Source organism: Comamonas sp. FG99 (assembly GCF_057808605.1).
This window is the reverse complement of the sequence record NZ_JBMDII010000005.1, coordinates 112285-131647: the sequence shown is the minus strand read 5'-3', so window position 1 is coordinate 131647 and position 19363 is coordinate 112285. Positions and strand designations below refer to the sequence as shown.

The following is a 19363-nucleotide window of genomic DNA, read 5'->3' as shown; positions in this document are numbered from 1 at the left end:
GATCGGCTCGCCCCGCTGACAGCAGCATGACAGTTCTGTCAGCCAACCGTCATCATCAGAAAAGAGAGCATTCTGCGATTACCTGCTCTTGAATGTAGATAGTTTTCTATCCAATATGTCCGTACAGCAGGCGCCAGAAGCTCTTATTTTTATAGCAAACAAAACTTCTCGCAGTGCACGCCGGCGGATTGCCTGCGCCGGCCCAAAGTCCTGCTACAATGGCCGGCTTCGGAGAGGTGGATGAGCGGTTTAAGTCGCACGCCTGGAAAGCGTGTGTGGGTTAATAGCCCACCGCGGGTTCGAATCCCGCCCTCTCCGCCAGAACACCCCATAAAGGCTGCAAGCTTCGGTTTGCAGCCTTTTTGCGTTTGACCCCGGTGCAACGGGATCGGCGCCGAGGGCCTGGCCGGATGCTACGCTTGCTGCTCCCAAGCAAGTCCATAGGCCATCTCGGAAGACAAGCAGCATCGTGAAGGCATATTTTCAAATAAGGCGATCGCTGGCCGCGTTTGCCGCCGCCCTCGGGCTCTGCGCTGTGGCCGTGTGGGCGGGTTTCCTCGTGTCGTGCGCAGGTGACGAAACCGGCTTGCTGGCCGGGCTGAACCTCAAGGAGGGCCACTATGCGCTGGTGGTTTCAAAGCGCGACCCGAAGGCCTCGGAATCCAGTCTGCCGCGCCAGGCGATCCGGCTGATCGATGACCAGGCCGCGATTGCGAAATACCGCAATCAAATCCAACTCCGGCGGAGCTGGACTGAATTCCTCCCAGGCGAGCGCAGCGGGGACTATTTCATCTACGTCTTCCGCGATACCGCACAGGTGGCCGGGCACACGGTCGCCATGTCGGAGTTCGTGGAGATACCGGACACGCTGTTCGAGGCCGGCAAACCCATGTCAGCCGCAAGCTTCAACGGACCGCGAGCAGCCTATCTGGAAAAGCTCGCCCGGCTCAGGGCGGCGGATACCCTGATCAGATGGGCAGAGGAGCCGGGCGACGGGCGCTTCGAGCACTCCTTCATGATCGAATTGCCGACGATAGCGGTTCCTGACGGAGAGGATTTCGATCCCGTTGCCTATGCGCGCGATGCCGCCCGGCGCATCACGCGGCAGGTTTCCGGTACCGACTTCGAAGTATTGCTCTGGCAGGCGCCAGACCCGCCCTACGATGAGGCCATGATCATGGATGCCGGTGGAGGCTACATGCGCGACGACAACCGCATGCCGCTGAAGCTGAAGGGGGTCAGGCTCTACACCATGCGCCTCATGGTCGAATGCCTGCCGCACGCCCACGGGAAATTCCTGGGCCTCGATCTGGGGGCATTGGTTGCCGACAAGCGCAACGCTGAAGCAGTCGCCACTGCGTGGAAGCGCTCGACCGGCAAACCGCAGGCGCCTGCGGACATTTATCTCGACAACTTCTCTTCCGGCAGGGTGGGAGCGCTTCACGAACGCAGCTACACTGTCAACTACTGGGAGATGGCGAAAGACCCGCGTGTTGGCCGGTGAATGGCACATCCGAGGGAATTGCGCAGAACCTGCAAGATGTCACGGAAAGCGCTGCATTTGCTGATAAATTGTCCAGGTCGACAATTTCACCCGCATGGAGATGAAAGCAAAAATCAATTTCATTGAAAGAGCGCGGATCTTCCGCCGCGAGCTGAGGCGGCGCCGGGTGAAATTCCTGCCGCAGCAAGTCCTGCGCCGGATCTTCAAGGCAGCGGGTATCTAAGAGCTTGTTCACGATCCCCACGGCGCCGCGCCAGCGCATTTGTGGGCGCCCGGCCAGGGGATGGGATTCGCGTGGCCGGCAAGGCAACGCCGCAGGCCGCCCCCGCCCGGGCGGCCGCAAAGGCAGTGGCCCTACGGGTTGGAACGCAATCGCTCGATTGCGCATCCAGTGCCGCATTGTGGAGACCGCAAGCATGTTCCGGGAGCAGCCCATGCCGTTGCTGTGCCAGAATGCCCTGGCCAGCCCGAACAGACTTTACGGCAATGCCACTTTGCCCGGGCGCAGGATGGGCGTCCTGGCGCATTCATGGTGAATGCGCAGGCATGCCCGCCCCATGCAGATGCCACCATACATGCAGGAATTTGAGGATCTTCAGCCGGCGATGCCGCTTGCGCGCCGGCTTCGGCTGCAGCAGATCGCCATCTTCATCCAGGTCATAGAGTCTGGCTCGGTGCTGGCCGCGTCGCGGCAATTGGCGATGACGCAGCCTGCCGTCAGCAAGTCGATCCAGGATCTCGAAAGCCAGGTGGGCGTGGCCCTGTTCGAGCGCAGCAAGCGGGGCATGGCGTTGACGGATTTCGGCAGGACCTTCGAAAACCACGCGAAGATCATGCTGTCGCAGCTGCGCTACCTGTCGGAGGACCTGGAGTCCTGGAAGAGCGGCGCCGCGGGGCACCTGATCGTCGGCACCTTGATCGCGGCTTCTGCCACCATGCTGCCCGATGCCCTGGGCATTTTGCGGCGCCTTGCACCCAATGTGAAGGTCACCGTCAAGGTGGGGGCGAATGCCAGCCTCTACCCCATGCTGATCAAGGGCGAGGTGGACATGGTGCTGGGCATCCTGCCCGAGGATGCCAGCATCCATTTGCCCGACCCCAAGGGCGCCGCCTCGCTCAAGCATGTGGCCCTGTACGAGGAAGGCATGCATGTGGTCGTGTCCAGCAGGCACGCCCTGGCGGCCCGGCAGAAAGTGGCCAGCCATGAGCTGGAGGCGCTCGAATGGATTGTGCCGACCAGGGATTCCGCCACCTTCCAAGCCGTGCTGCGCTTCTTCCGCGAGCAGCAGCTGCCGTTTCCGGCGCGCGTGATCGAGTCGGTCTCCATTCTCACCAACCTTGAGCTGCTGATCAGGTGGGACATGATCGGCTTCATGCCGCGCTCGGTCGCCCAGCGCTTCGAGAGGCAGGGGCTCGTCAAGATCCTGGAGATCGGCAACCTCGACGACGCCACCACCATGGGCTACACCGTGCGCTCCGACCGCGAGCAGAGCGTGGTGATCCAGAGCTTCATTCGCGCGCTGCGCGAAGCCTCAGGCGGCGCCTAGCCCGAAGAAGGCGCGCGCATTGTTCTCCAGGATGTCGCTGCGTTGCGCGGCGTCGAGGAAGGACACGTCCTTGACCAGCGCGCCGATGCGCTGCTCGCCCAGGGGATAGGGATAGTCCGAGCCCAGCATGATGTTGCCGCTGCCCATCACATCCACCAGCAGCCGCAGCGCGCCGGGATCGAAGACGGCCGAATCCACATGCAGCCGGCGCGCATACTCCGATGGTGGGCGCGGGCAGTCCTTGCGCACGATGTCGCGGTGCTTCCAGGCATTGTCGGCGCGCCCGAGCAGATAGGCGAAGCTGCCGCCGCCGTGGGCGAAGCAGATCTTCAGGGATTCGGGAATCCGCTCCAGCGCCCCCGAGAGAATCAGCGACATCATGCTGAGCTGGGTTTCCGCTGCCATCGCCACCAGCCACGGCAGCATCCACTGCTGCATGCGGCCGGGGCTGCCCATCATGTCCCAGGGGTGCTCCAGAATGGGGATGCCATTCTCGGCGCAGTAGATCAGGAAGTCCACGATGTCGGGATGGTCCATGTCCTTGTCGCCGACATGATTGCCGATCTGCACGCCGACGCAGCCCATCTTCATCGCGCGCGATGCCTCGGCGCAGGCCAGCTTCACATCCTGCAGCGGCACCTGGGCCAGCGCCTTGAAGCGCGTGGGGTGCGCGGCGCAGAAGGCCACCGCCTTCTCGTTCATCTGCGCAGCCCAGTCCGCGGCCTTGAGCGCATCCCACGAGTAGCCGAACATGACCGGCGTGGCGCAGACGATCTGCAGGCCGATGCCCTGCTGGTCCATCTCCTGCAGGCGGAAGTCCGGGTCCCACAGCGCCTGGTACACCGGGCGAAACGGCTTGCCGCCGAGCATGATCTGGCCCTGGCTCGCGCCGGGCTCCACCGCCAGCCAGGGCGCGATCTTCGCATCGACCGCGGCGGCCTCTTTCTGCGTGATGAGCGGAAAGAAATGCGAGTGCATGTCGATCATGCCAGCTCTCCCCGCGCCAGGTTCACCCTGGAGCCTGCCAGCTGCCGGTGCCAGGCCTTGTAGTCGCGCCCGGGGTGCACGGTGCCGCAGCGCGTGCAGGTGCGCTCTTGCTCGCCCGTAGCGTAGAACTGCTCGTAGACCGGGGGCAGGTCGCTCACGATGCTCTGCAGCGTGACTTCGCTGCGCCTGATGAGCTGGCCGCAGCAGGCGCAGTTCCACTGGAACGCGTCCTGCTCGCCGAGGTCGCGCACATGCTCGACCACCAGGCACAGGCTGCCCGCCTCGGGGCGCTGTGGCGAATGCAGCACATGCTTGGGCAGTAGGAAGATGTCGCCCTCGCGCAGGTCCACGCGCTCGTACTGGCCCCGGTCCAGGATCACCAGGTGGGCATTGCCCTTGAACTGGTAGAAGAACTCTTCGATGGGATCGTCGTGGAAGTCCGAGCGGCCATTGGGGCCACCCACGATGGTGACCATGAAGTCGCCATCCTTCCAGACCTGTGCGTTGTTGACCGGTGGCTGCAGCAGATGCTGGTTGTCGTCGATCCAGCGCTGGAAGTTCAGCGCGCGTCCGTACTTGAGCATGATGAAGGTCTCCGTGAATCCGATTCAGTTGCGGACCAGCGGCTTGTAGGCCACGGCCTTGATCTCGATGAGCAGGTGCGGATGCGGCAGCTGGTGCACCGCCACCGTGGTGCGCGTGGGGCCGTCGTAGTCGAAGTACTCGGCCCAGACCTCGTTGTAGCCGCCGAAATCGTTCATGTTCACGAGGAACACGCCGGCCTCCACCAGGTCGCCGAGATCCGCGCCCGCGTCGCGCAGGATGTCGCGGATGTTCTCGATCACCGCGCGGGTCTGGGCGCGGATGTCGAGATTGGTCACGCCCAGGGGGTCGACCTGCACGCCTTCGAAGCTGTTGTCCTTGCGGCGCGAGCTGGTGCCCGAGATGTAGAGGAAATCCCCGCCGCGCTTGAGGTGCGGGAACTTGCCGCGCGGCGTGGCCTTGCCTTCGACGACGCTGGCCTTGACTGCTTGTGTGCTTGACATGCTTGCTTCCTTGTCGCTTCGTGTTGCGCTACTGCGCCTGTGCGGCGCTGGCGGTATGGAACATCACCGAGCCCAGCGCGCTGCGGCCGCTGCCGATATGGCATTCGACGGTGCTGGCGGGCTGCAGCGCCTCGGCGGCGGTAGCGGCGCCGGCCATGATGAGCGAGCCCGCGGGCAGGCTCATGCCGGCGCCGTGCAGCAGGCGCGAGGCCTGCACGATGGAGCGCAGCGGCTGCCCCAGGATGGCCGCGGTGGAGCCCACCTGCACATTGCGGCCGTTGACCTGCATGCGCACGCCGGCATTGGCCAGCGCCTCGAAATTGCGCGACCAGGCGCCCACCACCAGGCCCGCCGAGGAGCAGTTGTCGGCCACCACGTCTTCGAGCGTGAACTTGAAGTTGCGGTAGCGCGAGTCGATGATCTCCATCGCCGGCGCCACCGCCTCCAGGTAGTTCACCGCGTCGAGCGCGGTCAGCGGCCCGTCGATGGCCTTGCGGGTGACGAAGCAGATCTCGGGCTCCACCCGGGGGTGGATGTAGCGCGCAAGCTGAACCACTGCGCCTTCCTCCTCCTGCATGCCATCGGTCAGCAGGCCCCAGATCAGGCTGTCCACCCCCATCTGGATCATCTTGGCGCGGCTGGTGAAGCCGAGCTTGATGCCCACCATCCGCTCGCCCCGGGCGATGCGGTGGTCGATGGACGCGCGCTGGATCGCATAGGCCTCGGGCAGCGAGAAATGCCCGGCGGGAAACTGGTCGACCTCGCGCGCCTGGTGCGCCGCGGCGTCCAGCGTTTGCGCCACCTGCGCCAGCAATTCGCTCCTGCTGCTCATGCGGCCTCCTTCCGGCCGGCGGCCAGGCCCGCGGCGCCCGAGGCATCCGCGCCGCGCTGCTTGAGCATGTCGAGCGCCACATCGACGATCATGTCTTCCTGCCCGCCCACCATGCGGCGGCGGCCCAGCTCGGCCAGGATGTCGAAGGTCGGCAGGCCATAGCGCCTGGCCGCGGCCTCGCTGTGCAGCAGGAAGCTCGAATAAACGCCGGCATAGCCAAGCGCCAGCGTTTCGCGGTCCACCCGCACCGGGCGCTGCTGCAGCGGGCGCACGATGTCTTCGGCGGCGTCGATGAGCTTGCGCACATCGCAGCCATGGTTCAGGCCCATGCGGTCGACCGCGGCGATGAACACTTCCAGCGGCGCATTGCCCGCGCCCGCGCCCATGCCGGTGAGGCTGGCGTCGATGCGGTCGCAGCCATGTTCGAGCGCGACGATGGAGTTGGCCACGCCCAGGCTCAGGTTGTGGTGGGCATGCATGCCGGTCTGGGTCTCGGGCTTGAGCACCTGCTTGAAGGCCTTGAAGCGCTCGGCGATGTCGTACATGTTCATCGCTCCGCCCGAGTCCACCACGTAGACGCACTGCGCGCCATAGCTCTCCATCAGCTTGGCCTGCTCGGCGAGCCGGGCCGGCTCGTTCATGTGGCCCATCATCAGGAAGCCCACGGTATCCATGCCCAGTTCGCGGGCATATTCGATGTGCTGCCGGGAGATGTCGGCCTCGGTGCTGTGCGTGGCAACGCGCACCACGCGCGCGCCGGCGTCGTAGGCGGCGCGCAGGTCGTGGATGGTGCCGATGCCCGGCAGCAGCAACGTGGCGACCTTGGCATGCTGGAGCTCGCCGGCCACGGCTTCGATCCACTCCAGGTCGGTGTGCGCGCCAAAGCCGTAGTTGAAGCTGGTGCCGCGCAGGCCGTCGCCGTGCGCAACCTCGATGCTGTCCACCTTGGCGGCGTCGAGCGCGCGGGCGATGCGGCGCACGTCGTCGAGCGAATACTGGTGGCGGATGGCATGCATGCCGTCGCGCAGGGTCACGTCGGAGACGTAGATCTTCTTGCTGCGATCGAATGCGGATGGGATGGTGGACATGGTGAAGACTCCTTTTCAGGCCGCGGCGGCGGCTGGTTGACCCTGCGCGGCGAGCATGCGCGCGGCCATCTGCTCGGCGGTGGCCATCGCGGCGCTGGTCATGATGTCGAGATTGCCGGCATAGGCGGGCAGGTAGTGCGCGGCGCCCTCCACTTCGAGCATGACGGTGACCTTCAGGCCCTGGGTGAGGCCGATGCCCGGCACATTGACGCGGCGCTCGCCGTCGATGCGCTCGAACTGCACCCGCTGCTTGAGGCGGTAGCCCGGCACATAGGAATGCACCTTGGCCACCATGTTCTCCACCGAGGCGGAAATCGCCTCTTCGCTGGCCGACAGTTCGGTGAGGCAGTACACCGTATCGCGCATGATCAGCGGCGGCTCGGCCGGATTCAGCACGATGATGGCCTTGCCGTGCGCGGCGCCGCCCACCAGCTCGATCGCCTTGGAGGTGGTTTCGGTGAACTCGTCGATGTTGGCGCGCGTGCCGGGGCCGGCGGACTTGCTGGCGATCGACGCAACGATCTCCGCATAGCGCACCGGAGCCACGTTGGCCACCGCGCGCACCATGGGAATCGTCGCCTGTCCGCCGCAGGTCACCATGTTGACATTGGCCTGGTCCAGGTGGTCGCCCATGTTCACCACCGGCACCACATAGGGGCCGATGGCCGCGGGCGTGAGATCGATCACGCGCTTGCCATGGCTTTGCAGGATCTGGTTGTTCTTGATGTGGGCGCCCGCGCTGGTCGCATCGAAGACGATGCCGATGTCCTTGAAGCACGGCAGCTGCACCAGGCCGTCGATGCCTTCGGCCGTGGTGGCAACGCCCAGGCGCGCGGCGCGCGCCAGGCCATCCGAGGCCGGGTCGATGCCGACCATGGCGGCCATGCGCAGGTGCTTGCTGTGGCGCATCACCTTGATCATCAGGTCGGTGCCGATGTTGCCCGAGCCGATGATGGCGACGGGAATGCGGGAGTCAGTGTTGCTCATGGAACATCTCCTTGGCTTGAGCTGTGGCTTTATTGGGGTTGGCCGAAGGCGGCGCTCACGCTGCCGAGTCCCTCGATGCGCGCGGTGTAGACATCGCCGGGCTTCACGACGGCCATGGGGCCGAGCGCGCCGGTCATCAGCACGTCGCCGGCCTTGAGCGGCGAGCCCACGCGCACCATGGTGTCGGCCAGCCACACGGCGGCATTGAGCGGGTTGCCCAGGCAGGCCGCGCCCACGCCCACCGAGACCGGCTCGCCACGGCAGTCCATGCGCATGCCGCAGCCGGCAAGATCGAGCCGGGCCAGCGGCACGGGCCGCGTGCCCAGCACGAAGAGCGATGAGGAGGCGTTGTCGGCAACCGTGTCGACAAGGCGGATGTCCCAGTTGGCAATGCGGCTGCCCACCACCTCGATGGCCGCCACCGCGTAGGCCGTGGCGCCGATGATGTCGGCCACGGTGTGGCGCTCGTGCGGCAGGTCGCGATCGAGCACGAGGGCGATTTCGGCCTCGGCCTTGGGCTGTTGCAGCCGGCTCCAGGCGATTTCCTCGCCGTCGCCCACGGCCATTTCGGCAAACAGCGCGCCAAAGTCCGGCGAGTCAACGCCCAGCTGCTTTTGCACGGCGATGGAAGTCAGCCCGATCTTGCGGCCCACCAGGCGGTGGCCCAGCGCCGCGCGGCGCGCGGTGTTGAGCTGCTGCACCGCATACGCGGCAGCGATCGCGTCGCCGCCGAGCGCGGCGATCTCATCGCGCAGCGCGGCGATGGGCTGGTTGGTCTGTTCGGCCTGCCAGAGGCGATCGGCCATGCTTTGGAGTTGGGCTTGCACGGGGCAGCTCCTTTATCGGGTTGCTGGGTTGCGGTAAAACAGGAATTCGATCTCGACCAGCGCCGCCAGCGGCAGGGCGCTCACGCCGACCGAGGTGCGCGCAGGCGGCGCCACCTGGCTGAACTGCGCCTCCCACACGGTATTGATGGCGGGGAACTCGTCCATGCAGGTGGTGTAGATGCGCGCGAGCATCAAGTCCTGCAGCTCGTAGCCATAGTCGGGCAGCGCGAGGTACAGGTTGTCGAAGATGCGCTGCGTCTGCGCGGCCACGCCGCCCTCGACGAGGCGGCCCGTTTGCGGGTCGAGCGCCACCATGCCCGAGACCATGCCCAACGGGCCGTTCTTCACACAGGGCGTGTAGCGGAACTTCGGTTGCGGGCCCTTGGCCGAGGTGATCAGTTCTCGCATGCGAATGGTGCTCACAGCGCGAGGCAGATATTGGTTGTTTCCGAATAGAAGTCCAGCGAATGGCGCCCGCCCTCGCGGCCGATGCCCGAGAGCTTGGAGCCGCCGAACGGCGTGCGCAGATCGCGCGAGAACCAGGTGTTGATCCACACGATGCCGGCATGGAATTGGCGCGACACCCGGTGCGCCCGCTGCAGCTGACCGGTCCAGACGCAGGCGGCCAGGCCATAGGGCGTGTCGTTCACGCGCGCGATGACCTCTTCTTCCGTGTCGAACGGGCTGATATGGCAGACCGGGCCAAACACCTCTTCGCGCATGCAGCGCGCGGAGTCGGCCAGGCCCGTCCAGATCGTCGGCTGCACGAACGCGCCGTCGTCGCGCGCATCGCCAAACCGGGGCACGCCGCCGCCGCTCACCACGGTGGCGCCCTCCTCGACCGCCAGCCGGTAGTACGACAGCACCTTGTCACGGTGCTCGTGCGAGATCAGCGAACCCATGAAGACGCCCTGCTCGTCAGGCCAGCCGATCTTGAGCGCTTCGGTCCTGGCCTTGAGCGCGGCCACGAACTTGTCGAAGATCGGGCGCTGCACGAACACGCGCTCGGAGCACAGGCAGACCTGGCCCGAGTTGGTGAAGCTGGACTTCACGATGCCTTCGACAGCCGCATCGAAATCGGCATCGGCGAAGACCACCGCGCCGTTCTTGCCGCCCAGCTCGAACGAGATGTCCTTCACCCCATCGGCCACCGCCTTCATGATGGCGGAGCCGGTGCGCGACTCGCCGGTGAAGGTCACCGCATCGACGCCGGGATGCATGGTCATGGCTTCGCCGGCGGAGCCCGGGCCAAAGCCATGCACCAGGTTGAATACGCCGGGCGGAACGCCCGCCTCGTCGAATGCCTCGGCCAGCAGCGTGGCCGAGGATGGGGTTTCCTCCGAGGGTTTGACCACCATGGTGTTGCCGCAAATCAGCGCGGGGCCGGCCTTCCAGGTCATCGACAGCAGCGGCAGGTTCCACGGGCAGATGCTGGCGATCACGCCCAGGGGCTTGCGCACCGTGTAGTTCATCAGGTTCTGACCGTTGGCCAGCTGGGTCTCGAAGTACTCGCCGTTCGCCACCTTGCCCAGGTCGGCAAAGGTGCGCAGGTTGGCCATGCCGCGATAGATGTCGAGCGCGCGCGCCTGCTCGATCGGGCGCCCGGTATCCGCCACCTCGGCGGCGACGAATTCGTCGAAACGGCGCTCGATGATGCCGGCCACCTTGTAGAGCAGCTCGGCACGCTGCTGCACGCTCATGCGCCCCCAGGGGCCGCTCAGGGCCTGGCGGGCGGCCTGCACCGCCTGGTCGACGAGCTGCGCGTCGGCCTCATGCACCTTGGCCAGCAGGCGGCCATCGAGCGGGCTGACGTTGTCGAAGGTCTTGCCGGTTTCCACGAACTGGCCGTTCACGTAGTTGCGCAGCGACTGCAGGCTGGCCGGCAGTGCAAAGCGGGCGGAAGTTGTCATCCTGGGCTCCAGTGTTGCTATGCGTGTTTCAGAGTGCTGGCAGTCTAGGCAGCGCCGACTCCGTTGACTAATGAATTCGAAGGCCGCATCTATGACGGCGAGGAATATCGCGGCCGGCTCATGCCAAGCCCGGCCGGCGGTTGCACACCAGGTCCGAGCGCTGGTGCTGAACCAGCAGGATGCTGATCGCGGCCACCACCGCGGGCGCGGCGATCGCCAGGAAATTGCTTTGCAAGGGCAGCTCCATGCCCACGATGGCGCCGATGAAGATCGGCGACAGAATCGCGCCCACGCGGCCCACGCCGAGCATCAGGCCCACGCCGGTGGCCCGCGCCGTGGTCGGGTAGAACTGGCTGCAGTAGGCGCAAGTCATGGTCTGCGTGCCGATGGTGCATGCACCGGCGATGGCCACCACAACGAACAGGGCTGGCGTGGGCAGCTTGTAGCCCATGAGGGTGATGGCCACGGCGGCGATCACGAACATCAGGAAGGTCACGACCTTGATGTGGATGCGGTCCGCCAGCCAGCCCGCGAACACGGCCCCCACGGTGGCGCCGATGTTGAGCACCAGCACGAAGGTCAGCGCCGAACCCAGGCTGTAGCCAGCCTGCGCCATGAGCTTGGTGAGCCAGGAGTTGAGCGCATACACCATGAACAGCGCCATGAAGCAGGTGAGCCAGAACATCACCGTGCTGAAACCCCGGCCCTGCGCGAACAGCTCGCCCAGCGCAGAGCGCTGCGCGGCCTTGCCGGCCTGCGCTGCGGCCAGCACGAACTGGTCGCCAGGCTGCGGCTCGAAGCCCGGCGACATGCGCGCCAGCACCCGCCCCAGCTCGCCGGTGCGACCCCGCTTGAGCAGGAAGCCGAGCGACTCGGGCATCTGCATCCAGATCAGGGGCAGCAGCAAGACCGGCGCGGCCGCCGCCAGGAAGACCGCCTGCCAGCCATAGGTTTCGATCAGCCCCTTGCCCAGGATGGCGGCCAGCATGCCGCCCACGGAGTAGCCGCTGAACGTCAGGGTGATGAGCGTGCTGCGCATGCGCAGCGGCGAATAATCCGTCATCTGCGCGATCACGTTGGGCATCACGCCGCCGATCCCCAGCCCGGCGATGAAGCGCATCGCACTGAATGAGACCGGGCCATGCATCATGCCGGCCAGCGCGGTGAACAGGCTGAAAATCGCAATGCACAGGCACAGCACGAACCTGCGCCCGAAGCGGTCGGACAGCCCGCCGAACAGCACGTTGCCGAACATCATCCCGAACAGCGCCGAGCTGGCCATGAAGCCGGCCTGCGTGGCATCGACGCCCATGTCCTTCATGATCGACGGCAACGCAATGCCGACCACGGCCAGGTCGTACCCATCGAACACGATCGCCAGCGCGCACCAGACCAGGACCGTCCAATGGAATCTCGTGAACGGGGCTTCGTCAGCAAGCACCTGAAGGTTGATTTTTCGCATTCCCGCCTCTTTTCATTCAGCACCCCTTGAACCAGGGGACACATGTCTCGTGACGCTGAAATGTAGTGAGGATGCCGGCGCTTGGATAATGAATTCGAGAGACGCAGATATAAGCCGATGGAATACAACGCCGGCCCGCCTGCGCCCCATCCCAGGGCACGGAATCATCCCCGCCGCGGCATGACCAGCAGCAGGCGAGCGGGTTGCGCGCCGATATTGCGCAGCTGCCGCGCCTCTGCCGGGGCGATGCGGCAACTGTCCAGCGGGCGCAGCACCGTCTCTTCAGAGCGGCCGCCAGCCGACGCCGTCACCTGCACCTCGCCCTCCAGGCAGACATAGAATTTCTCGACCTCGGAGGCGCTCAGCGTCGTGCCGCCCCCGGGCTCGATCAGCGAGCAGCCGATCCAGACGCTGTCCGATGGGCCGGCCTCCATCCCCTGCAGCCGCTGCATGCGCATGCCGGCATGGCCAGGGGCTTCGTAGGTGGGGGCCTGGGCAATGGGCACCGCATGCATGGCATCCACCCTTCAGGGGGCGAGGACCACGCGGTCCATCGAGCCGCCCAGCACCTTGCGATAGGCATTCGCGGCCTCGCAGAGTGGCAGCAGCGTGGCCTCATCCACGTCGAAGGCGCGCAGCGATCCATCGTTGAACCCCGGCAGCAAGGTATTGAGCACTTGCGCGCATTGGCTTACGCTGAGCTTGAGGCTGTCCACCCCGAGCATCTGCAGGTTGCGGCGGTAGAACGCCAGAATATCGAAGGGCACCGTGCGCTCTATCGTGGAAATCAGGATCTGCGTGCCACCAATCGCAAGGCTGCCTAGCGCCAGCTCGAAGTACGGCGATCCCACGGTGTTGTAGGCGATGTCGATGCCGCGGCCTGCCGAGGCCTGCACAATGCGCTGGGCCAGATCGGGGCTTGCGCTGTCGAGCATGGCGATGGGCGCGGATGCGTGTCCATGGTAGGTGCTGGAGCCGCGATCCACGCCGATCACCGCTGCGCCGGCACGCGTTGCCAGCTGGACTGCCGCCTGGCCAACCTTGCCATTCGCGCCAAGCACGAGGACCGTCTGCCCGGCGCCCCTCAGGCCGGCACGGCGCAGGCCCTCGTTGGCCGTAATGAAAGGCACCCCGACCGTCGCGGCGGCCGCAACCGAGACGCTCGCGGGCTTGCGGCTCAGAGCATCCACCGGCAGGACGAGATAGCGCGCATGCGTGCCATCGCGGGTCACCCCCAGATCGCCGCCGGTGCCCCAGACATCCTCGCCGATCCATTCGGCGGGGCCTGCGACCACGCGGCCGGCGAAGTCACGGCCGGGGGTGCGCGGCCAGATGGCCTGCGGCATGGCGCCCAGCGCCGCCTTCACGTCACTGGGGTTGACGGCGGCGGCCAGCACCTCCACCACCGCCTCGCCCTGCCCGGGCTCGGGCCGTGGCTGGTCGATGATGGCGGGAGCGATGTCGTCGGCGCTGGCGGCCTTGGCGGCCAGCCTCAGGGCTTGGGGAATGGTTTGCAGGATGGTCATGATTGAATACTCTTTCGAACAAGATGGGTGAATACAGACGGGTGCCCAGGCGGCCGGCAATCAACGCGCAGCCGGTTGGGCATTGCTTGGGCGAAGCCCCCAGCGCGTGCGCGCCTGCTCACTGGTGGCGAGCGTGCCTCCCAGGTCCTCCACGATGCGCCGGGCCTTGCCGACCAGCTGGGCATTGCTTTTGGCCAGCTCGCCCCGGCTGATGTAGATCGTGTCCTCCAGGCCGACGCGCACGTTTCCACCCAGCAGGCAGGCCTGCGCGACCGCTGGAAACGCATGCCGGCCCACGGCAAATGCCGTCCATTGGGCCTGCCCGGGGATCAGCGAAGCCGCCAGTTGCATGGCCTGCGTGGTAAACGGCAGCGAGTAGCGCACACCCATCACAAAGCTGAAGATGCCCGGCCCTTGCAGGCAGCCCTCCTCGATGAGCTGTTGCGCAAGCACGAGATCGCCCGTATCAAAGCATTCGAGCTCGGGCACCACGCCGGCTTCCCGGATGATTTTTGCCATGCGGCGCACGTTGGCGGGCGTGTTCATCACCACCTGGTTGCCGGAGTTCATGGTGTTGAGGTCAAGCGAGCAGATATCCGGCTGCAGCGCCGCGATATGCTGCACACGCTGCTGCGGCGGCAGCAGCGAAGTCCCCGGGGCATAGATCTTGGGATCGTCCTCGCTGGGCACGTAGCGCCCGCCGGGTCCGGTAGTGAGGTTGATGATGAGCTGCGGTCGTTCGCGGCGCAGCGTCTGCACCACCTGGGCATACAGCTCCAGGTCCATGGAGGGCTTGCCGGTCTGAGGATCGCGCACATGGATATGCACCGCCGCAGCCCCGGCATCGTGGGCCTCGATGCAGGCGGCGGACAGCTGCTCCGGGGTGATCGGCAAATAGGGGGTCTGCTCCGGCGTGGTCAGGTTGCCGGTCACGGCGCAGGTCAGGATGGTGGGTTGGTTCATATCGCTTGCTGGAATCAGAGGTGGCGGCCGCCATCGGCCACGAAGATGCTGCCGGTGGCATAGCGCAGGCTGGTGCAGCACGCCACGACTGCAGCGGCCACGTCGTCGGCGCTGCCCACGCGGCGCAAGGGGATCGAGGCGCCGGTCCTGGCGTTGAAGTCCGCATCGCGCCCCGCGACGAAGCCGGTATCCACGACCCCCGGCGCCACTGCCAGCACCCGGACGTGCGGCGCCAGGGTTTTCGCCAAGCCCTTGGTCAGCGCGTCGATGCCGGCCTTGGCGGCCGCGTAGGCGAGATTGCTGCCCAACCCGGTGCCGCCCGCGATGGAGGACAGGTTCACCACCACGCCGTCCTGCGTGGCCCGCATCTGCGGCGCAAAGGCGCGAATGGCGGCGAACGTGCCGCGCCAGTTGGAGGCGAACATCGCGTCGATGAGCTCGTCGTCGAGCGCATCCAGGTCCGCGGCCGCAACGGGATGGGTATGGCCGGCGCAGTTCACCAGAATCCGGGCCGGGCCGTACTCCAGCTCGACCGCCCGGGCGGCGGCCTCCAGCTGCCGGCTGTCGGTGACGGATGCGGTGACCGCACCGTGCCCCGATCCTGGCAGCGACGCCAGCAGCGGCGCGGCCTTGTCGGCATTGCCGCGATGCAGCAGCACCACGTGGGCGCCAAGAGAGGCCAGGCGCCGGGCCGTCGCGGCGCCGATGGCGCCGGTTGCGCCAGTGATGACGGCGACCTGGCCGTCAAGGCGGTCAAGGGGAGAGAAAGCACTATTCATAGAGCTGCGGTCCGCCAGCGGACATCAAGGAATGGGACATTTGGGAATACGGGTCTCGCCGGGCTCCAGGCGCAGCTCCACGTCCAGGCGGAAGCTGCCATCGGCCTGCGGCTCGAAGCGGCGCAGCAGCGATCCCACGGCGCCAAAGACCACGTCATCGAATGCATGCGGGTCTTCGGCGTCGAAGAACTGCGTCGCGAGCACCTTGTGCCCCGGCGCAACCACGATGAAGTGCAGATGCGCGGGCCGCATGGTGTGCCGGCCCTGCGCGGCCAGCAGCGCTCCGCATGGCCCGTCCACCGGCACCGGGTAGCCGGCCGGGCGCACGCTCTCGAAAGAGAAGCGGCCCTGTTCATCGGTCTCGAAGCGGCCGCGCAGATTCATGCTTGCCTGCGTATCGTCCTGGTTCTCGTAGAGGCCCTTGGGCGATGCCTGCCAGGTCTCCACCCGGGCACCGGCCAGCGCGGTGCCGTCCAGGGACAGCACCCGCCCCGATACCTGCATGCGGGCGCCAGGCGTGTCCTTGCTGCAGATGCTCTCGCCGTTTTGCTTGAGCGGCTGGTTGGCCCGCCAAAACGGTCCTATCAGCGCGGGCTCCGTGCCGCCGGCGGCAAGCGCGTGGCGCGCGTCATGGAGCTGCACCAGCGTTGCCAGCCCTAGAATGTCGGCCAGCAAAATACCTTCATGCTTCTTCGGGCCGCTGGCCTGCCCGATCCCGACCAGGAAGTCCAGGCCATGCTCGAGCTCGGCGGGGGTGAGGCCGGCCTCCAGCGCGAAGGCATGCAAATGCCGGATGCCGATCTCCAGAATCTTACGCAGCCGTGGGTTGGCGGTGCCGGCGTTTGCCTTGAGCACTTGGGCCAGCAGTGCCTGCGGATCGGTGGATGACAAAACTTGGTGCTCCATCCTGTTGCTCTCCTGTTTGCGAGGGTTGGTCTTCAATCGCACGCGCCCGGCCAGGCAGCGCCCAGCCCGGGCCGGGTGCCCCCATAGTCCTGCCGTGCCGCGTGCTCTTTGCTATTGGTGCGCCAGCATCTTCAAGGTGTTGCCGCGATAGATGGCTTGCAGCTCGGCCGGGGTGAATCCGCTTTGCTCCAGGCCCTTGGCGATCTTCGCCGGCTCCACCCAGGGGTAGTCCGAGCCGAAGAGGATCTGGGAGTTGGGCACGATCATCCTCAGGATGCCCATGTGCACCGCGTCGGCGGCCGCCGCCGTGTCGTAGTAGAAGCGCCGGAAATGGTGCAGGCGCGAGTTGGCCGGCGCCTGCTGGGCAAGCGACTGCACCGTCTCGCCCACCAGGAAGCGCTGCGCCCAGATGCTGCCCCCGCCATGCGACCAGATGAAGCGCACGTCGGGCGTGGCATTGGCGACACCGTTGTGCACCAGGCTCACCATGGCGCGCGCCAGGTCGGAGCTGAGCTCCACGATCGTCGGCAGGATGCCCGGCTGATAATTCCAGGAACAGCAGCCCGGGGCCGTGGCATGTACGTAGACGATGGCCTTGCGGCGGTTGAGCTCCTGCCACATCGGCGCAAACGAGGGATCGCCCAGCCACTTGTCGTCATAGCTGGACAGCAGGCCCACGCCGTCGGCCTTGAGCACATCGAACGCATACTCGATCTCGCGCAGCGTGGCCTCCATGTCCGGCAGGGGCAGCACCGCAAACAGCCCATAGCGGCCCTTGCGCCTTTCCTTCATGCCGGTGCCGTACTCGTTGAGCTCGCGCGCGGCATAGGCGGTTTCCTTGACATCGCCAAACCACACGCCGGGCTGGGTGACGGAGAGGTAGGCCTTCTCCACCCCGCCCCGGTCCAGCACCTCGATATCACGCTCCAGGGTCCAGTTCTTGAAGTGCTCGAAGCCGAGCACCGGCTGTAGCGCGTTGCGCTTGTCCACCATCTTCACCCACTTGGGCGAGAAGAAATGGTGGTGAACGTCGATGCGCCCGGCGGCCGCCCCCGCAGCACCGGCTGCACCGGGGTCGGCGGAAGCCGCCGGCAGATGCTGGCAGCCCGGCAGCGCCGCAGCGGCGGCGAGCCCCGAGAACATGCCCATGAAGTGGCGCCGCGAGCAGCAGGCGGCATGCATTGCGGCCGAAGCCGGCGCACGCCTGCCTGCGGTGATATTCGTCTCCATCCAATAATCTCCCCGCCCCATGGGCATAGTCAGTCAACAAGCCAATCCATCACTGCGCGCCGAACAGCTTGTAGGACGGGTCATTCCTGCCGGCGCGTGGCGCGATCTGGTAGTTCTTCTTCACCTCTGCGGCGCTCACATAGCTGATGCGGCGATAGTCGCTCACCGTCTTGCGGCCATCCAGGCCCCACTTGCCGTTGCGCCGCGACCAGGTATCGAGATAGCGCGAATGCATCCAGCGCTCCTCGTACATGTCGGGATCACCGGCCTTGGGCACCAGCAGCGTCGCAGTACCCGTGGTTTCGCTGACGGCGTGGTCGCCGTTGACGCGGATCAGGATGTTGGTCATGCGGTGGTTGTTGCCCGTCATTTCGTCATGGGCCTTCATGAGCCAGTCCACATAGGCGGCCCAGCTGGGAAACTCCGTCTTGCCGAAAGTCATCTTGGCATCCGGATGCCCGATGGACAGGAGCAGCTCGCGGTCGAGCCGGTCCAGGCCGCGCGGATAGGTGTTGATCAGCTCGGTGATGGCTTGCTTGTCCAGCAGCTCCTGGATCTGGGCCGAAGTGGGCGCGGCAACGGCAGGCGGCGCGCCCGCCTGCTGCGCCTGGGCAGCGCCCGCGAAGCTGAGCAGCGCTGCGAGCGCCAGGCCGCTGAGTGATGGTTTGCCGAAGCTGGAAGATGGTTGCATGCTGGTCTCCTTAGAAAATATGCCGAATGCCGAACTCGAATCCAGACGAGCTGGCGCCGGGCTGGTTGGTCAGCGGTTGGTTGGTGGGGGCGTTGCCAAAGCCGGTGGTGGTGACGATCTGCGCGGACTTGCCGCGGTTGCCGATGCGCGCATAGGTTCCGTAGAGCGCCGTGCGCTTGGATAGATGGTGCAGATAGCCCAGCGACAGCTTGGTCCAGTCATCGCGGCTGTTCTTGCGGTCGTAGTAGCTGTAGGTGGCCCGCAGCTCGCCCAGGCCGCCGGCCGGCGCGGTCGCGCCGATGAGGTAGGCATCGATGCGCGCACCCGCGGAGTTCTTCTCGCTGGCCCAGAAGGCCATGGGCTTGACCATGCCGAAGTCGTAGGTGCCCACCACGCTCATGCTGTCGATGCGGCTGGCCACGGTGGCCGTGCCGCTGTGGTATTGCGACACCGAGGCCGCCAGGTTCATGCGCGCATTGGAGTACCCGCCGCGAATGCCGATGTAGTTGCCCTTCTTGCTGTTGGCAGAGCCTGAAGGCTCCTCGCCGAATGCGTACTGCAGCTGGCCGTGGACGCCCTCCAGGGTTCTGGGCAGAAGATAGCTCACCGCGTTGCCGATGCGAATCGGCGAGCCCAGCATCATGAAGGCCATCGGCTGGCCGATGCCCGTGCCCTGGAACGGATCGAACCAGGCAGGGTTGTAGTACGAGGCGGTGAAGTCCTGGCCCAGGCGCAGCTCGCCAAAGCTGCCCCAGAGGCTCACCGTGGCGCGGCGCACGAAGTTCAGGCTCGTGGCGGGATTGAGCCCTTGCCCGGTATCCCCCGAGAGGGGAGCCTCCAGCCAAAAGCCCGCCTTGAGCCCGCCACCAAGATCCTCGGTGCCCTTGAAGCCCAGGCGCGAATAGCTGGCGCCGCTGTTGGTGAGCGCGGTCACGCTCTGCCCTCCAGCCTTGACGTAGGCAAGGCCTGTGTCCACGACACCAAAAACGCTGACCTGACTCTGCGCCAAGGCGCAAAAGGGGACCATGCCGGCAAGCAGCATTGTGATTTTCTTCATGTCTCCTGCACTTTCTCTATT

The 19363-nt window shown here is 66.0% G+C and carries 21 protein-coding genes and 1 tRNA gene; 4 read left to right on the top strand and 18 right to left on the bottom strand.

The annotated features are described in order from the left end of the window. Nucleotides 1-230 precede the first annotated feature (230 nt). The 4 genes from ACODRX_RS05340 to ACODRX_RS05325 all read left to right on the top strand — a co-directional run bounded on the left by ACODRX_RS05340 (nt 231) and on the right by ACODRX_RS05325 (nt 3051). A tRNA-Ser gene (locus tag ACODRX_RS05340) sits at nt 231-321 on the top strand. Nucleotides 322-469: 148 nt separating this feature from the next. After that, a complete protein-coding gene (locus ACODRX_RS05335) occupies nt 470-1504 on the top strand; it encodes a hypothetical protein (protein ID WP_488870028.1) in 1035 nt (344 codons plus the stop codon). Between the two features lie 94 nt (nt 1505-1598). Next, complete coding sequence (locus ACODRX_RS05330; RefSeq protein ID WP_488870027.1) at nt 1599-1727, top strand: hypothetical protein; 129 nt, start codon at nt 1599-1601, stop codon at nt 1725-1727. Between the two features lie 334 nt (nt 1728-2061). Then, the gene (locus tag ACODRX_RS05325) at nt 2062-3051 is read left to right on the top strand and encodes a LysR family transcriptional regulator (protein ID WP_488870026.1); all 990 of its coding nucleotides are present in this window, start codon (nt 2062-2064) and stop codon (nt 3049-3051) included. Here the strand turns inward: ACODRX_RS05325 and ACODRX_RS05320 are convergent. From ACODRX_RS05320 to ACODRX_RS05235, 18 genes are all read right to left on the bottom strand, one after another. Further along, nucleotides 3037-4038 (bottom strand): amidohydrolase family protein, encoded by a 1002-nt coding sequence (locus ACODRX_RS05320; protein WP_488870024.1) that lies wholly within the window; start codon nt 4036-4038, stop codon nt 3037-3039. The genes ACODRX_RS05325 and ACODRX_RS05320 overlap by 15 nt on opposite strands. Then, on the bottom strand, nt 4035-4622 hold the full coding sequence (locus tag ACODRX_RS05315; RefSeq protein ID WP_488870023.1) for a 3-hydroxyanthranilate 3,4-dioxygenase: 588 nt from the start codon (nt 4620-4622) through the stop codon (nt 4035-4037). The genes ACODRX_RS05320 and ACODRX_RS05315 overlap by 4 nt, the downstream gene beginning before the upstream one ends. A gap of 24 nt (nt 4623-4646) precedes the next feature. Continuing rightward, nucleotides 4647-5084: a RidA family protein gene (locus tag ACODRX_RS05310; RefSeq protein ID WP_488870022.1), complete on the bottom strand. Its 438-nt coding sequence runs from the start codon at nt 5082-5084 to the stop codon at nt 4647-4649. A 28-nt stretch (nt 5085-5112) separates the two neighbouring features. Further along, the gene (locus tag ACODRX_RS05305; RefSeq protein WP_488870021.1) at nt 5113-5916 is read right to left on the bottom strand and encodes a 2-keto-4-pentenoate hydratase; all 804 of its coding nucleotides are present in this window, start codon (nt 5914-5916) and stop codon (nt 5113-5115) included. Then, nucleotides 5913-7004, bottom strand: coding sequence for a 4-hydroxy-2-oxovalerate aldolase (dmpG, locus tag ACODRX_RS05300; RefSeq protein ID WP_488870020.1), 1092 nt, complete (start codon nt 7002-7004; stop codon nt 5913-5915). Before dmpG ends, ACODRX_RS05305 begins: the two co-directional genes overlap by 4 nt. A 15-nt stretch (nt 7005-7019) precedes the next feature. Next, nucleotides 7020-7991, bottom strand: a complete 972-nt coding sequence (locus ACODRX_RS05295; protein ID WP_488870019.1) for an acetaldehyde dehydrogenase (acetylating) — start codon at nt 7989-7991, stop codon at nt 7020-7022. 29 nt (nt 7992-8020) lie between these two features. Then, nucleotides 8021-8797: a 2-keto-4-pentenoate hydratase gene (locus tag ACODRX_RS05290; RefSeq protein ID WP_488870104.1), complete on the bottom strand. Its 777-nt coding sequence runs from the start codon at nt 8795-8797 to the stop codon at nt 8021-8023. A 33-nt stretch (nt 8798-8830) separates the two neighbouring features. Beyond that, complete coding sequence (locus ACODRX_RS05285; protein WP_488870018.1) at nt 8831-9226, bottom strand: RidA family protein; 396 nt, start codon at nt 9224-9226, stop codon at nt 8831-8833. Between the two features lie 11 nt (nt 9227-9237). Continuing rightward, complete coding sequence (locus ACODRX_RS05280) at nt 9238-10728, bottom strand: 2-hydroxymuconic semialdehyde dehydrogenase (RefSeq protein WP_488870017.1); 1491 nt, start codon at nt 10726-10728, stop codon at nt 9238-9240. A 118-nt stretch (nt 10729-10846) separates the two neighbouring features. Continuing rightward, the gene (locus tag ACODRX_RS05275; RefSeq protein WP_488870016.1) at nt 10847-12190 is read right to left on the bottom strand and encodes an MFS transporter; all 1344 of its coding nucleotides are present in this window, start codon (nt 12188-12190) and stop codon (nt 10847-10849) included. 164 nt (nt 12191-12354) lie between these two features. Continuing rightward, complete coding sequence (locus tag ACODRX_RS05270) at nt 12355-12705, bottom strand: cupin domain-containing protein (RefSeq protein WP_488870015.1); 351 nt, start codon at nt 12703-12705, stop codon at nt 12355-12357. A 12-nt stretch (nt 12706-12717) separates the two neighbouring features. Continuing rightward, the gene (locus ACODRX_RS05265) at nt 12718-13716 is read right to left on the bottom strand and encodes a quinone oxidoreductase family protein (RefSeq protein ID WP_488870014.1); all 999 of its coding nucleotides are present in this window, start codon (nt 13714-13716) and stop codon (nt 12718-12720) included. Between the two features lie 60 nt (nt 13717-13776). Beyond that, nucleotides 13777-14679, bottom strand: coding sequence for a beta-keto acid cleavage family enzyme (locus tag ACODRX_RS05260; RefSeq protein ID WP_488870013.1), 903 nt, complete (start codon nt 14677-14679; stop codon nt 13777-13779). A 14-nt stretch (nt 14680-14693) separates the two neighbouring features. Beyond that, the gene (locus tag ACODRX_RS05255) at nt 14694-15458 is read right to left on the bottom strand and encodes an SDR family NAD(P)-dependent oxidoreductase (RefSeq protein ID WP_488870011.1); all 765 of its coding nucleotides are present in this window, start codon (nt 15456-15458) and stop codon (nt 14694-14696) included. Between the two features lie 24 nt (nt 15459-15482). Next, a complete protein-coding gene (locus ACODRX_RS05250) occupies nt 15483-16364 on the bottom strand; it encodes a dioxygenase family protein (RefSeq protein WP_488870010.1) in 882 nt (293 codons plus the stop codon). Between the two features lie 111 nt (nt 16365-16475). Further along, on the bottom strand, nt 16476-17594 hold the full coding sequence (locus ACODRX_RS05245; protein WP_488870008.1) for an amidohydrolase family protein: 1119 nt from the start codon (nt 17592-17594) through the stop codon (nt 16476-16478). 49 nt (nt 17595-17643) lie between these two features. After that, complete coding sequence (locus tag ACODRX_RS05240; RefSeq protein ID WP_488870007.1) at nt 17644-18285, bottom strand: nuclear transport factor 2 family protein; 642 nt, start codon at nt 18283-18285, stop codon at nt 17644-17646. A 10-nt stretch (nt 18286-18295) separates the two neighbouring features. Continuing rightward, nucleotides 18296-19342 carry a porin gene (locus tag ACODRX_RS05235; protein WP_488870005.1) on the bottom strand — a complete coding sequence of 349 codons (1047 nt, stop codon included), beginning with the start codon at nt 19340-19342 and terminating at the stop codon, nt 18296-18298. Between the last annotated feature and the right edge of the window lie 21 nt (nt 19343-19363).

Bases quoted from the DNA above. Each gene is read 5' to 3' on its own strand.
- ACODRX_RS05330 (WP_488870027.1), top strand. From the start codon at position 1,599: ATGGAGATGAAAGCAAAAATCAATTTCATTGAAAGAGCGCGGATCTTC.
- ACODRX_RS05325 (WP_488870026.1), top strand. From the start codon at position 2,062: ATGCAGATGCCACCATACATGCAGGAATTTGAGGATCTTCAGCCGGCG.
- ACODRX_RS05320 (WP_488870024.1), bottom strand. From the start codon at position 4,038: ATGATCGACATGCACTCGCATTTCTTTCCGCTCATCACGCAGAAAGAG.
- ACODRX_RS05315 (WP_488870023.1), bottom strand. From the start codon at position 4,622: ATGCTCAAGTACGGACGCGCGCTGAACTTCCAGCGCTGGATCGACGAC.
- ACODRX_RS05310 (WP_488870022.1), bottom strand. From the start codon at position 5,084: ATGTCAAGCACACAAGCAGTCAAGGCCAGCGTCGTCGAAGGCAAGGCC.
- ACODRX_RS05305 (WP_488870021.1), bottom strand. From the start codon at position 5,916: ATGAGCAGCAGGAGCGAATTGCTGGCGCAGGTGGCGCAAACGCTGGAC.
- dmpG (WP_488870020.1), bottom strand. From the start codon at position 7,004: ATGTCCACCATCCCATCCGCATTCGATCGCAGCAAGAAGATCTACGTC.
- ACODRX_RS05295 (WP_488870019.1), bottom strand. From the start codon at position 7,991: ATGAGCAACACTGACTCCCGCATTCCCGTCGCCATCATCGGCTCGGGC.
- ACODRX_RS05290 (WP_488870104.1), bottom strand. From the start codon at position 8,797: ATGGCCGATCGCCTCTGGCAGGCCGAACAGACCAACCAGCCCATCGCC.
- ACODRX_RS05285 (WP_488870018.1), bottom strand. From the start codon at position 9,226: ATGCGAGAACTGATCACCTCGGCCAAGGGCCCGCAACCGAAGTTCCGC.
- ACODRX_RS05280 (WP_488870017.1), bottom strand. From the start codon at position 10,728: ATGACAACTTCCGCCCGCTTTGCACTGCCGGCCAGCCTGCAGTCGCTG.
- ACODRX_RS05275 (WP_488870016.1), bottom strand. From the start codon at position 12,190: ATGCGAAAAATCAACCTTCAGGTGCTTGCTGACGAAGCCCCGTTCACG.
- ACODRX_RS05270 (WP_488870015.1), bottom strand. From the start codon at position 12,705: ATGCATGCGGTGCCCATTGCCCAGGCCCCCACCTACGAAGCCCCTGGC.
- ACODRX_RS05265 (WP_488870014.1), bottom strand. From the start codon at position 13,716: ATGACCATCCTGCAAACCATTCCCCAAGCCCTGAGGCTGGCCGCCAAG.
- ACODRX_RS05260 (WP_488870013.1), bottom strand. From the start codon at position 14,679: ATGAACCAACCCACCATCCTGACCTGCGCCGTGACCGGCAACCTGACC.
- ACODRX_RS05255 (WP_488870011.1), bottom strand. From the start codon at position 15,458: ATGAATAGTGCTTTCTCTCCCCTTGACCGCCTTGACGGCCAGGTCGCC.
- ACODRX_RS05250 (WP_488870010.1), bottom strand. From the start codon at position 16,364: ATGGAGCACCAAGTTTTGTCATCCACCGATCCGCAGGCACTGCTGGCC.
- ACODRX_RS05245 (WP_488870008.1), bottom strand. From the start codon at position 17,594: ATGGAGACGAATATCACCGCAGGCAGGCGTGCGCCGGCTTCGGCCGCA.
- ACODRX_RS05240 (WP_488870007.1), bottom strand. From the start codon at position 18,285: ATGCAACCATCTTCCAGCTTCGGCAAACCATCACTCAGCGGCCTGGCG.
- ACODRX_RS05235 (WP_488870005.1), bottom strand. From the start codon at position 19,342: ATGAAGAAAATCACAATGCTGCTTGCCGGCATGGTCCCCTTTTGCGCC.